General features: G+C 42.3%; 8 protein-coding genes and 1 pseudogene. 6 read left to right on the forward strand and 3 right to left on the reverse strand.

Annotated features, from left to right (window positions below):
- Window positions 1–166 precede the first annotated feature (166 nt).
- From JIG41_RS17430 to erpA, 3 genes and pseudogenes are all read right to left on the reverse strand, one after another.
- A pseudogene (locus tag JIG41_RS17430) lies at window positions 167–3240 on the reverse strand (efflux RND transporter permease subunit).
- Window positions 3241–3242: 2 nt separating this feature from the next.
- Window positions 3243–4340, reverse strand: coding sequence for an efflux RND transporter periplasmic adaptor subunit (locus tag JIG41_RS17435; protein WP_249406699.1), 1098 nt, complete (start codon window positions 4338–4340; stop codon window positions 3243–3245).
- Window positions 4341–4443: 103 nt separating this feature from the next.
- The gene (gene erpA / locus JIG41_RS17440) at window positions 4444–4782 is read right to left on the reverse strand and encodes an iron-sulfur cluster insertion protein ErpA (protein ID WP_036966451.1); all 339 of its coding nucleotides are present in this window, start codon (window positions 4780–4782) and stop codon (window positions 4444–4446) included.
- 179 nt (window positions 4783–4961) lie between these two features.
- On the opposite strand from erpA, the gene JIG41_RS17445 reads away from it, so the two are divergent.
- The 6 genes from JIG41_RS17445 (at window position 4962) to hemL (ending at window position 13461) form a co-directional block, all read left to right on the forward strand.
- The gene (locus tag JIG41_RS17445; protein ID WP_051501723.1) at window positions 4962–7334 is read left to right on the forward strand and encodes a diguanylate cyclase domain-containing protein; all 2373 of its coding nucleotides are present in this window, start codon (window positions 4962–4964) and stop codon (window positions 7332–7334) included.
- 205 nt (window positions 7335–7539) lie between these two features.
- A complete protein-coding gene (locus JIG41_RS17450; RefSeq protein WP_199525165.1) occupies window positions 7540–8769 on the forward strand; it encodes a transporter substrate-binding domain-containing protein in 1230 nt (409 codons plus the stop codon).
- Window positions 8770–8848: 79 nt separating this feature from the next.
- A complete protein-coding gene (locus JIG41_RS17455; RefSeq protein ID WP_036966445.1) occupies window positions 8849–10531 on the forward strand; it encodes a chloride channel protein in 1683 nt (560 codons plus the stop codon).
- Between the two features lie 20 nt (window positions 10532–10551).
- Window positions 10552–10986, forward strand: coding sequence for a CopD family protein (locus JIG41_RS17460; RefSeq protein WP_036966443.1), 435 nt, complete (start codon window positions 10552–10554; stop codon window positions 10984–10986).
- A 105-nt stretch (window positions 10987–11091) separates the two neighbouring features.
- Window positions 11092–12108, forward strand: coding sequence for an aspartate carbamoyltransferase (locus JIG41_RS17465; protein WP_036966441.1), 1017 nt, complete (start codon window positions 11092–11094; stop codon window positions 12106–12108).
- Between the two features lie 72 nt (window positions 12109–12180).
- Entirely contained in the window at window positions 12181–13461 is a 1281-nt protein-coding gene (gene hemL / locus JIG41_RS17470) for a glutamate-1-semialdehyde 2,1-aminomutase (protein ID WP_199525166.1), read from the forward strand.
- Window positions 13462–13513: the final 52 nt, after the last annotated feature.

Genomic DNA, 13513 nt, shown 5'->3' on the forward strand with positions numbered 1-13513 from the left:
CCAATTGTACTCTGTGTAGCGTGGTACCTTTTTTTAAAACAAAATCGTGTACCAATTAAGCAAGGCAAAAAAGGGTTCGTCTATATTTTGATCATATCTGGAGTGGTTTTAGGCTTTTTCTTACTAATGATTAAAGTGACCCAACACTAGGGTCACTTTCTATTAACTAGCGCGCGCGATCTCGTAGCATAAGCAAGCAGGGTGTTAACACCAGCGTTAAAACTGTTGCAAATGTTAACCCGCCCGCTACGGCCGTTGCTAATTGCACCCACCACTGCGTAGAAGGTGCCCCAAAGTCGATTTGGCGATTAAATAAGTCAATGTTGACCTGTAGCACCATCGGCATTAAGCCAAGAATTGTCGTAACGGTAGTAAGCAGTACGGGCCGTAAACGCTGTGCCCCTGTTCTGAGGATTGCATCTTTTGCAGCCAAGCCCTGCTGACGCAACACGTTATAAGTGTCAATCAGCACAATATTATTATTAACGACAATCCCTGCCAGTGAAATTACACCAATACCCGACATAACAATACCAAAGGGCTGTTGAAGTACAATTAAACCTAAGAATACACCAACAGTTGAGAATAACACGGCACTTAAAATTAAAAATGCCTGATAGAAACTATTGAACTGAGTAACTAAAATAATCCCCATCACGAACAAAGCAACTACAAATGCTTGCTCAAGAAAAAGCTCTGACTCATCTTGATCTTCAGTTTCACCCCGCACTTTAATTTTTACTCGCGGGTCGAGACCTTGCTCTTCTAATTGCGCCTGTAAGCGTGGCAGCGCTTTGGCAAGCTGCTCACCTGGCTTCATGTCGGCATTAACGGTAACTACTCGCTGTGAATCAACTCGGCGAATTGTATCAACTTTAGGAGCGGCTTGGCGCTCAACAAAATGACTAATCGGCACTTGTCCGTGTATGGTTTTGACACGTAACGTTTCTAAGCGGCCTAAATCTCGTTTATCGTGAGGAAAACGAACTCGAATATCAATTTCATCATCGACATCATCTGGTCGGTACTCGCCGAGCTTCAAACCATTTGTAATAAGCTGCACATTCGCACCTAACATACTTGCATCGGCACCAAAGCGCGCTGCATCTGAGCGATTGAGCTTAAGCTGCCACTCAATCCCCGGCTTAGACGCTGTATCGTCTACATTACGAAACGCCCCGTCATCTTCAATCGCTTGCCGCACTCTTTTTGCCTCGCTATTTAATACGTCTACAAACTTTGAACTTAGCTCAATACTCAGTGCTTTGCCGCCACCGGGCCCGTTTTCATCCTTGCGTAGTTCAATTTCAACACCTGCGAAACCGGCTGTTATTTCCGTTACTTGGCTAATAATATTCTCGGCTGGCGGTCGTTCATCCCACTCTTTAAGATTCATTCTGAACGTCCCCACCTGATCTTTGCCCCCAGTCCTTGCATACAAGGTTTTTATACCTGGGACTTCAAGATCCTTGTTTCTATCTCTTTCATGATCACATCTTTTTCATAAATAGATAAATCGCTGTACGAACGCACCTTAATATTGACGCCATTAGGTTCAACATCGGGGAAAAACTCAACCCCTAATTTTGATACGGCAAAAGTAAAAAACACCAAAACAGAGAATATAATCGCAGCAGTTAAGCTCCACCACGGTCGCTGCGTAGCAAAGTCAAGCATTCGGATATAACGCCCAAGCAACCCTTTTATTTGCGTTAAATCGCCCGATTCAGCCAGTGCCAAGTCAAGTTTTTGCTGTGCAGATAATGGCCTCGTTTTACCAATTAAGCCGCCAATAGTAGGAACAAATACAAGGGCCATTAACAGTGATGCCGATAACGTAGCAATTAATGTAATTGGTAAGTATTTCATAAACTCGCCCATCATTCCCGGCCAGAAAATCAATGGCGCAAATGCAGCTAAGGTTGTGGCTGTTGACGCGATAATAGGCCAAGCCATTCGCTCGGCTGCATGACGGTAGGCTATTTTGCGAGGTTTTCCTTCACTCATTTCCCGATCAGCAAACTCACTAACCACAATCGCACCATCAACCAGCATCCCCACGGCCATAATAAGTGCAAATAGCACCACAATATTTACCGTTAAGCCAAACATGGAGATAACCAAAATCCCGGTGAGGAATGAACCGGGGATAGCAATGCCAACTAAAAAAGCGGTACGAGCACCTAGTACAGCCACAATTACAATCACCACCAGCAAAACGGCCGAAAGCACGTTGTTTTGCAAATCTGACAGCATCATTTTAACGTCTTTCGACATATCACCGGTGTAGTCCACACGAACATGCTCAGGCCAACGCTTTTGAGCTTCATTAACCACATGTTTAACTTGCTCAACGGTATCAATAATATTTTCACCTGCGCGCTTTTTAACTTCTAACGAAACAGCCTGTTGACCATTAATCCGCGCTATTGAGGTTGGATCTTTATAGGCTCTGCGAATTTTTGCGACATCCATAAAGCGCACAACGCGGTCACCCACGACTTTGACAGGTTGCTCCATTACATCTTGAATCGTTTCGAAAACCGACGGTATTTTTACCGCAAAACGACCTTTGCCTGTATCGAGGGTTCCTGCTGCGACCAAACGGTTATTATTCGACAGCAGTTGAATGATATCGCTTGGTTCTAGCCCATATGAAATCATGGCTAATGGGTCAACTTCAATTTCAACCATGTCTTCTCGGTCACCACCGACATCGACCTCAAGGACACTAGAAATACTTTCAAGCTCATCTTTAAGGTTTCGCGCTAATGTGAGTAACCCTCGCTCTGGCGAATTACCTGACAACGTTAAAGTAATGGTTGGTTGCTGATCTTCCATCAGTATTTCATGTACTTCTGGCTCTTCTGATTCAGAGGGTAACTTCGCTTTTGCCAAACTCACTTTATCGCGTACATCTGCCAACGCTTCTTTAGGGTCCATACCGGCAAGAAACTCAAGTGTGACCGAAGCATGGCCTTCGCTTGCCACGGCTGTCATCTCTTTAACCCCTTCGATTGAGCGGAGCTCTATCTCCATAGGCCTTACAAGCAGGCGCTCGGCATCTTCTGGCGAAATGCCATCATGAATAATCGAAACATATATAAAAGGAATGGTGACATCTGGATTGGCTTCTTTTGGAATGGTTTGATAAGTCACCCATCCCGATATCAACAATAGAATAAAAATAGATAATACCGTGCGGGTATGAGTTAACGACGCCTCAATTAAGTTTTTCATACTTACTTGCTCGCTACCTCAGCAAATACTGGCTCAACTTTATCTCCTGCTCTGACAAAGCCCTGCCCTAAAGTTATCACATTTGCTTGCTCACCTAGGCCCCACAACCACACACCTTCTTCGGTAGTTTTTGCTAAATTTACCGATTTAAATTCTACCCTATTATCATCATTGACTATTTTTACCCCGATATTGCCTTGCTCATTCAATGCCATAAAAGCAGGGCTTAAAAGCATGGCAGGTTCTGCGGGTAACTCGATATTTAATTGTGTCGAAAACCCGGCTTTGTAGTGCATACCTGGGTTCGCAAATGCAGCCTCCACTCTGAATGTATTTGTGCTTTCATCTGCGACGGAGGCGATGTAACGAATTTTTCCTGGGTAGGTTTTATCATTAAGAACATGGGCAAACGTGGCTTGACCAACCTGTAAACCTTGAATTTCTTTTTGTGTCGCATCGGCTCTCACTATCAGAGGGTCTAGGTCAACCAATTGCAGAATTGGGTCACCAATGCCAACATAATCACCGATTTGTACTAAGCGTTTGTTGATCACACCATCAAATGCCGCTCGAATATCTGTGCGCTGATACATCAGCTCTAAACTCGCAAGCGCCGCTTTAGCTTGTTGCAATAATGCTTGAGCACGCATCGTTTGTACTTTATTTTGCAGCCCTTGCTGATTCAGTTTTAATGCGCCTTCATATTCAGTTTCATATTGAGCAACCAGCGCTTTGGCCGAGGTTATTTGAGCTTTTAAATCTGATTTATCAAGCCGTAAGATAATCTCATTTTGTTTTACAAACTGCCCCTCTTCAACCAAAATTTCAGTTACTTGGCCTGCTTGTCTGGCACTAATATTGGCGGTTTTATCTGGCTCTGATTTACCATAAAAAGTAAGGTTTTTATTTATATTTTGTGCGGTTAACCGCACCACCTGTACTTTGGCAATTCGGTCTGAATTTGTAACTTGGTGATTATTTTCATCATCGACTTCCGGTGACTCAGTCATGCCAGAAAGCATCCAAAGTACAATCACAAGTACAATAAAAATAGCTAAAATATAAGGTTTCTTTTCGAGTGCTGTTCTTAGATTTAGCAACGCAAAATTCCTTCTAATGATGCGTAAGTATAGTTAGGCTGGGATAATTAGGAAGTGTAAGCAATAAAAAAGCCACATCAAGTGGCTTTTTTCAAATTATTTTTTAAACGCTGAAGCTAGCGCCGCAACCGCAGGTTGTTGTTGCGTTGGGGTTGTTGACAAAAAAGCGTGCTCCTTCAAGGCCTTCAGTGTAATCCACTGTGCCATCGACAAGGTATTGAATACTCATTGGATCAACAACTAAGGTCACCCCGTTTTTTACAATTTCTAAATCGCCAGGGTTGGCTTTTTCATCAAAAGTAAAACCATATTGGAAACCTGAACAACCACCACCTGTTACATAAACACGTAATTTTAGATCTGGATTCTCTTCTTCTTCGATTAACTGTTTAACACGAACAGCTGCTGCATCGCTGAACTTTATTGGCAACTCATCCGACATACCAAAACCCTCAAAACCTATGATATGACGATTATCTAATACCCGAGTGTTTTAATCAAGTATCGCCACAAAGTCATCATATTTTACGAGACCGAATTGGCCAACCCATTAGCATTGAGCTAATGTTTATTTGTACTACTTTTGAATTAAGCAAAATTTAACGATGAGGGATCATCATAGTGATAGATCATTTAAGGCTCCATTTTATTAATGCCAATATAGATAGCGCACCGGTTATCCCCGCAAGCTATGATGGTTTATTGGTTTTTGCCTCGATACTTACTGCGGTGTTCGCATCGTATGTGTCTTTTTTACTATCTAGTCGCATTAAAAGCTCACACTTAAAAAACGAAAGCTTAATATGGACAATACTGGCTTCCTGCTTTTTAGGGATTGGCATTTGGGGCATGCACTTTGTTGGTATGCTGGCTTATACCCTCCCCATTGCCATTGAATACAACACCACCATTACTTTACTCTCGGTACTACCCAGTGTATTTGCAAGCTACATTGTATTGTCACCGGCACTTAGCCACGGTCGAAGACTCATATTCAGAAGTATTTTAATGGGGGCTGGGATCGGCTGTATGCATTTTGTTGGCATGATGGCCATGATGATGCCAGCTCATATGGCTTATGAGCCTTGGTTATTCTCTTTGTCTATTTTGGTTGCCATTGTTCTTTCGGGTATTGCGTTAAAAATTAACGATTTGAGACAATCTCGAGGCATTCATCACACCCGCATTAATCTGCTTGGCGCAATTATAATGGGCAGTGCTATATCGGGCATGCATTATATTGGTATGATTTCGATGTCTGTATTTGAAACAGAGCACACCGTATATATAAACACACACGACAACTCCACCCTTGCACAACTTGTGATGACTGTTTTATTGGCGCTGAGCCTTCTTGTGCTGGGGATTGTTGAATTAAGAGCCCGAAGTTTATTATCCGCCAAACTCAAAGCCGTGCTTAACACTGTTCAAGATGTCGTTATAAGCTTTAATAGCACGGGAATTATAGAATTTGCGAATCCAGCCGTGTTACCTGTATTTGGCTACCGGTCCGATGATTTAATTGGTAAACATATTCACCTTCTTATCCCTGAAAAATCAGCTGAACTCAGCGATATATTTAACGGCTCTCAACTTAACATACCAAACGCAAAAAAAAGTAAAAGTCGACTGTTAAAAGGACAAAGAGCAAATAAACAGTTGTTTCCCATCACACTCACAATCAGCTCGATAGGCAAACAAGAAAAAGGCCCTTATGTCGCCACGATTAAAGATTTAAGTGACATCCAAAATCAGGAAGCATTCACACAAACCATTTTTGATAACTTGCCCATCATGCTGTTTGTAAAAGAAGCTGAGCATTTAAGTTTTAGCCATGTAAATAAAGCTGGCGAAGAACTGCTTGGCAGACGTAAAGAGCAATTAATAGGTCTGAATGATTTTGATATTTTTAGTAATGACGAAGCTGCAAACTTTGCCCAAACAGACCGAGACGTGCTTAATAAAGACGGAATAATCACATTAGATGAAAAGCCAGTAACGGTTGACGGTAAAACACATTACTTACGTACTCGTAAACTGGCTATTAAAGACAGTAATGGAAAAGCACGATATTTACTCGATGTGTCAGAAGACGTGACAGAGCTAAAACAAGCCAAAACAGAACTTGAAAACTTGCATCAACGCATGTCGATGGCTGCCGATGCAGCGCACATTGGTATTTGGGAGTGGAACTTTGAAACCAACGAATTAATTTGGGATGACTGGATGCATACCCTGTTCGAAATACCCAAGTCACAGTTTAAAGGCGATTACGCAACATGGGCTAATACTCTGCACCCTGATGAATATGAGCGAGTTACCAATAAACTCAAGCTTGCTCTATTAAACAACGAAGAGTTTCATGCTGAGTTTCAAATAGTATTACCCTCTGGGCAAACTCGTTACCTAAATGCCGATGGACGTATTTATGGCAACCGTATGATTGGGGTTAACTTTGACATTACTAAACGGGTCATGGCAGAGAAGAAAATAAGGCAGTTAGCACAAACAGATCATTTAACAGGCCTTGCTAATCGAAATGCTCTCAGTAAGTTCATAAAACACGAATTTGATCGCAGTGAACGCACCGGGGCAAAGGTGGGATGTTTATACTTTGACTTAGATAAGTTTAAACCTATTAATGATACCCACGGCCATTTAATGGGTGACTTTGTTCTTGTTGAAGTAGCCAAACGATTACAAGATACGGCTCGTAAAACAGATTGTGTCGCGCGTATTGGTGGCGATGAGTTTGTTGTTGTCATAACCGATATCGAAAACCTTAGCCAAGTGAAACGGGCACTTACACGGTTTATCAATGCTATTTCGGCTCCTATCGCCTCTGAAGTTGGCTATTTAAATATTGCCACGAGCGTTGGCTATGCCATCTATCCTGATGATGCTAAATCACTTGATGAACTACTTCATAAAGCCGATGAGCGCATGTATAAACAAAAACGCAGTAGCCATGAAAGCATACCCCAGTACAAATGAATAATTAAAAAGATAAAATGTCTGCAACATGTTTTTTTGCGTATACTTATTAAACGATTAATAAAAAATATTTTCCATGCGCGCACCCTATTTATCCGTCATTCTATTTTTGCTTTGCATATTTCATGCTGCTTTCACGAGCGCTAATGAGCAACAAACATGGAAAATAATCTCGTTAGAATGGCCGCCTTATGCGAGCAGTAAAATGGCCAATGGCGGAGATGCAATCGCCTTATTAAGAGACTCACTTGCCGCAGAAGGGATAGCGCTAAGCGTGGAATATTTACCGTGGCAAGATGCACTAAAAAAAGCAGAGCAACCGGGGTATCTAGGTTACTATCCCGCGTGGCTTTCAGAGATACAAGCAGGGTTTATTGCTTCATCCCCCATTTTAACTTCACAACTTGCTGTGATGACCAGCCAAAGTAGCGTGCAACACTTTGAAAGCATTGAGCAACTTTTTAATGAAAGTAAAGTGGGTATCGTTGGTGCTTATATTTACCCTGATGAAGTTGAAAAAGTCATTCAAGCTTACGAAAGCAGTATTATTCGCGCCGCAAATGATGAAGAGCTTTTTCACTTACTTCAGACAAACCAAATAAACTTTGCCATTGCAGCCCCTGAAGTATTCAACTACTTTGCCACGCAGCAAAATGTGTCTAAACCCCATATTGTTAGCCAGTTTGTCGATTCCCCTTTAGTGATAGGCATTCGTAATGCGCCTGAAAACCGCGAAAAAGCCACGCGGTTACAATCGTTATTTAGCATCAATAACCTCGAAACGATGGTCTACACAAAACCAAAAAAGCTGCTATTAACCTATATAGACATACCGAGTATCTCACCGTTTAATGAGTTCATTAGCCAAATATATGATGACATTGGCATTAAAACCCAAATACAAGCAACCCCAGCACGAAGAGGGCTTTTGTTGCTCAACGCGGGGATCATTGATGCAGACGTTGTCAGAGCTAAAAGTATTATTAAAGAGTTTGAAAATGTCGTTGTCGTAGAGCCAAGTCTCAGCGTGATCAACATTGTATTATTATGCCGACAAGCGTTACCTTGCAGTCGAGAAATATTGTACGATCCTAGCAAGAATATTATCAGCACCACTGGCAATACTGAGCTTTTAAGTGAGTTTGATATTAAAGCGCGTATTACGCACAACGAAGCGCTCAATCACAGCCTTGATTTATTAAGAAAAAAACGAATAAATTATATTCTGTATCCCGCACTTGAAAATGAACTTGCCTCTTTAAAAAAAGAATTTCACGTAATCGTATTACGTCAGTTAGCAGTCAATACCGTGATAAATAAAAAACACGCAGCGCTGATACCTGAACTCTCAAAAGCAATTAAAGCACGGCTACCCGAATTAAAAAGGCAACTAGACAAAGACAACATAGATCAGTCAAATTTACCCAAAAACTAGATAAATTTATAAAATCCCAACGACTTAGCGAGTTTGATTTGCTAAACTTCAGGCTCAAAAGTGCTGTGAGGAAGAATGCATGTGGCTTGAAAGGCTAAGGCGTCGATTAGCAAAGCCTAAAACATCTGTGCAATTGTGCTTACTTGGTGTAAGTGCGGGACTAATTGCGGCAGTGTTGATCATATTATTTCGCCTCACGATCATGTTTTTCCAAAGCTTATTTTTAGAAAAACCTGACGACTTTACGACTCTTCCCACACTTGAACGTGTATTACTCCCTGTCGGCGCCGCCTTATTAATTGCTTTATTTGCCGCATTAACGGGTTTTAAACACTACCGTTTAGGGATCCCCTTTGTAATTCACCGAATCAAAAAGCATTATGGCCAAATGCCACTGTACAACACCGTTAACCAATTTGTTGGTGGAGCGTTGGCGTTAATTAGTGGTTTTTCAGTGGGTCGTGAAGGCCCCTCTGTCCACATGGGAGCAACGGGTGCAAGTTTGCTTGCCGATAAATTGCATTTACCCCACAATGCCATGAGAACCCTGACTGGCTGCGGTGTTGCAGCGGGTATCGCAGCCTCATTCAATACCCCACTTGCTGCAGTAATCTTTGTAATGGAAGTCGTACTTAGGGAATACAAAGTACACATATTTGTACCAATTATGCTTGCCGCGGTGACAGGCGCACTCGCCACCCAATTTGTGTTTGGTGATGCATCTGAACTGGCGCTTATTACCATGAACCCACTCAGTGGCTGGCATTACCCATTTTTAATCTTATTTGGTATGGCGCTGGGAGCAGTTGCGTATGCGTTTAATCAAAACTTAATGTTGATCATTCGCACTTTTAAACCATTAAGCATGTTTCCACGTTTATTACTTGCAGGGTTAATTGCAGGTTTAATTGCCTACATGGTGCCGCATGCGATGGGCTCTGGTATGAGTGCAATTACCATTGCCATTGAATCACCCGATGATGTGCAGTTTTTGACGACCATTTTAATTGCCAAGCTATTAGCAACTTTATTTGCTATTGGCTTGGGGATACCCGGCGGTATTATTGGCCCCGTGATTGGATTAGGCGTACTTATGGGCACGTTAATGGCATTTTTTGCGCAGTTTATTAGCCCTGGGGTTGATATTGCGGGTACTTACAGCATGCTTGGAATGGCAGGCTTACTTGCGGCCACCTTACATGCGCCGCTTGCCGCACTTACAACCGTGATGGAGCTAACTTCAAGTCCTGAGATTATTGTGCCTGCCATGCTCGTTATCTCAACAGCGTATGTTACCGCGCTGCAATTCTTTGGTAACCGCTCTATCTTTATGCAACAACTGGATTTCCAAGGACTTGAATATCAAATTTCGCCAGCAACCGAGGCACTGCAAAAAGTGGGCGTGATGGAAGAAATGGATGAGCATTTCAAACTGCTATACAGCGATGATAAAGAACAAATAAAAGCATCTCTCGATGCCATTGACAGTCAAACACCATTAATTGTTCACGATGACGAAAATGGCTATCGCCTAGCAGAATATGACTTGAGCTTGATGTCAGATCAAAACAGTAATATTAAATATGTCAGTCTCGCTGGTTTAAGTAGCCAAGCCACACTCGCGGATGCCTTTGACTTGCTTAAAGATAAACGAAGCGGTGCGGTGTATATATATAACTTACTTGATAATCAGCAAATTATGGGGCTTTTGCGTTGGGACCAAATTAGACATATTCTGACCATACGCAATAGCCTGTTATAACAATTAAAATGGATCAATAAATGAGTGCGCTATTAATTTACAAAACGTTTCATGTATTTTTTATGATTGCTTGGTTCGCTGGTATTTTCTACTTACCACGATTATTTGTTTACCACGCCATGAGCGAAGAAAAAGCCTGTAACTCAATGTTAAAAGTAATGGAGCGACGCTTACTGTTATTCGTTACCCCTTTTGCGGTATTAACACTGGTTTTTGGGGTACTGACAATTGTTGAATATGGCCGTGAATGGTTCAAATACAGCATGTGGCTGCACTATAAGTTAGTGCTCGTTATTATCTTATATATCTACCATGCCTACTGTTTTAAGTTATTGGCTGATTTTAAGCATGATCGCAACACACGTAGCGATCGTTTTTATCGCATTTTTAATGAAATTCCGGTGCTGATTCTATTGGCGATTGTCGCATTAGCAATTATTAAACCTAGCTTATAATTTGCTGCTGTGTACGCTAAAAATTTGCTATAGTACGGCGCAAATTTATGCGGCCTCCCATACAGAGTGTCAGCGCCTTTATAAATGTGATTAGGAACAAGCCCCATGTTAAGTTTCCAAGGTGAAAATATCCTGTCGGTCAATCAACTTGATCGCGATTGTATTGAACGTATTTTTGCAGTTGCTAAGAAAATGGAGCCCTATGCTAAAAAGCAAAAGCGCACCAATGTGTTAGAAGGCGCTATATTAGCTAATTTATTCTTCGAGCCAAGCACGCGAACACGTGTCAGCTTTGGCACCGCCTTTAATCTACTCGGTGGTTTAGTGCGTGAAACTACGGGCATGCAAAGCTCAGCGTTAGCCAAAGGTGAATCACTGTACGACACAGCACGTGTTATTTCAGCTTATGCTGATGCCGTTGCAATGCGTCACCCAGATGCAGGCTCGGTAGCCGAGTTTGCAACAGGCTGTGATGTACCTGTCATTAACGGCGGTGACGGTCCTAATGAACACCCCACTCAAGCACTACTCGATTTATTAACTATCGAACGTGAACTGGGGCGTTTTAATCAACCAATAGACGGTATGCACATTGCCCTTGTTGGTGATTTAAAATATGGCCGTACTGTTCACTCGTTATCTAAATTACTGTGCCACTATAAAGACATTAAATTTTCAATGGTCGCGCCTGACGGCTTACAAATGCCAGACTATGTTTTAGATGCTGTTGATAATGCGGGTCATAAAATTCAACTGGTTGACAAAATGGAAGGCAACCTTGCGGCAGATATTGTTTATCAAACCCGCATCCAAGAAGAACGCTTTCCTTCGCAAGAAGAAGCAAACAAATACCGTGGTGGTTTCCGTATCAGCCAAGCAATTTACAACACACACTGTAAGCCAAATTCAGTACTGATGCACCCACTCCCACGTGACAGCCGTTTAGAAGCAAACGAGCTTGATAACGATTTAAACAGCAACGATAACCTTGCAATTTTCCGCCAAGTTCAAAACGGCGTATTAATTCGCATGGCCTTGTTTGCTCTGACCTTAGATGTTGCTGACAAAGTTGAGCAATATGAAGTCAACGTACCGTGGTTTAGCCGTAAACGTAACAGCTAATAATCTACGTTTAGGGCTCGCTTGAGCCCTTGCAAACCTCTCATTTAACGTGACAACCAAATAGGACTATTCATGACAATTAGCCAAGATCTTTTTAATCGCGCGCAAGAATCAATCCCAGGCGGTGTTAACTCACCCGTTCGTGCATTTAATGGCGTAGGCGGCACCCCTCTTTTTATCACCAAAGCCGAAGGTCCGTTTACGTTCGACGCCGATGGTAACCGCTACATTGACTATGTCGGTTCTTGGGGCCCAATGATCATGGGGCATAATCACCCAGCTATTAAACAAGCAGTACTCGAGGCAGTTGAAAATGGCTTAAGCTATGGTGCCCCCACTGAAGCCGAAATTTTAATGGCCGAAAAAGTAAAAGAGCTTGTTCCATCAATCGAAAAAGTACGTATGGTGAGCTCAGGCACTGAAGCAACAATGAGTGCGATTCGCCTTGCTCGTGGCTTCACTGGCCGTGACAAAATATTAAAGTTTGAAGGCTGTTACCACGGTCACGCTGATTCACTGCTTGTTAAAGCAGGTTCAGGTGCATTGACTATGGGCGTGCCTAACTCACCGGGCATTCCAGAGGATTTTGCTAAACACACATTAACGGTGTCGTTTAATAACTTAGACGAAGTAAAAGCCATTTTTGCCAAATACGCCGACGAGATTGCCTGTATCATCGTTGAACCAGTTGCTGGCAACATGAACTGTATCCCACCAGTACCAGGCTTTTTAGAAGGTCTACGTGAGGTGTGTGATGAGTACAAGTCAGTGCTTATTTTTGATGAAGTGATGACAGGTTTCCGTGTTGCTTTAGGGGGCGCACAAGCATATTACAACATCAAACCAGACCTTACTTGCCTTGGTAAAGTTATTGGTGGCGGTATGCCAGTGGGTGCTTTTGGCGGTAAAAAAGAAATCATGGATTATATCGCGCCCGTTGGTCCGGTTTACCAAGCAGGTACTTTATCAGGTAACCCAATAGCCATGGCTGCCGGCTTAAAATCACTTGAGCTATTAAGTGTTGATGGTTTACATGATGAACTTGAAGCTAAGAGCAAAGCGTTATGTGACGGCTTTGAAGCAGCAGCGAAAAAAGCAGGCATTCCCCTAACAACCAATTATGCTGGCGGCATGTATGGTTTCTTCTTTACTGATAAAGAGAAAGTAACCAGCTACCAACAAGCAACAGAGTGTGATTTAGAGCGCTTTAAAAAGTTCTTCCACTTAATGCTTGATGAAGGCATATACCTAGCACCTTCTGCATTTGAGGCAGGCTTTGTATGTGCAGAGCATTCTGAAAAAGAAATTGCAGACACCATTGCAGCAGCAGAGCGAGCTTTCGCTAAATTATAATATCTGAACAGACCACCTTATTTAAGGTGGTCTTAATCCTAATAGTAACTTC

This window comes from Pseudoalteromonas sp. bablab_jr011 (assembly GCF_016464045.1).
Classification (GTDB): Bacteria; Pseudomonadota; Gammaproteobacteria; order Enterobacterales; family Alteromonadaceae; genus Pseudoalteromonas; species Pseudoalteromonas lipolytica.

Excerpts from the sequence above, each read along its gene's own strand:
- erpA (WP_036966451.1), bottom strand. The coding sequence starts at position 4,782 with ATGTCGGATGAGTTGCCAATAAAGTTCAGCGATGCAGCAGCTGTTCGT.
- JIG41_RS17450 (WP_199525165.1), top strand. The coding sequence starts at position 7,540 with ATGGCCAATGGCGGAGATGCAATCGCCTTATTAAGAGACTCACTTGCC.
- JIG41_RS17455 (WP_036966445.1), top strand. The coding sequence starts at position 8,849 with ATGTGGCTTGAAAGGCTAAGGCGTCGATTAGCAAAGCCTAAAACATCT.
- JIG41_RS17460 (WP_036966443.1), top strand. The coding sequence starts at position 10,552 with ATGAGTGCGCTATTAATTTACAAAACGTTTCATGTATTTTTTATGATT.
- JIG41_RS17465 (WP_036966441.1), top strand. The coding sequence starts at position 11,092 with ATGTTAAGTTTCCAAGGTGAAAATATCCTGTCGGTCAATCAACTTGAT.
- hemL (WP_199525166.1), top strand. The coding sequence starts at position 12,181 with ATGACAATTAGCCAAGATCTTTTTAATCGCGCGCAAGAATCAATCCCA.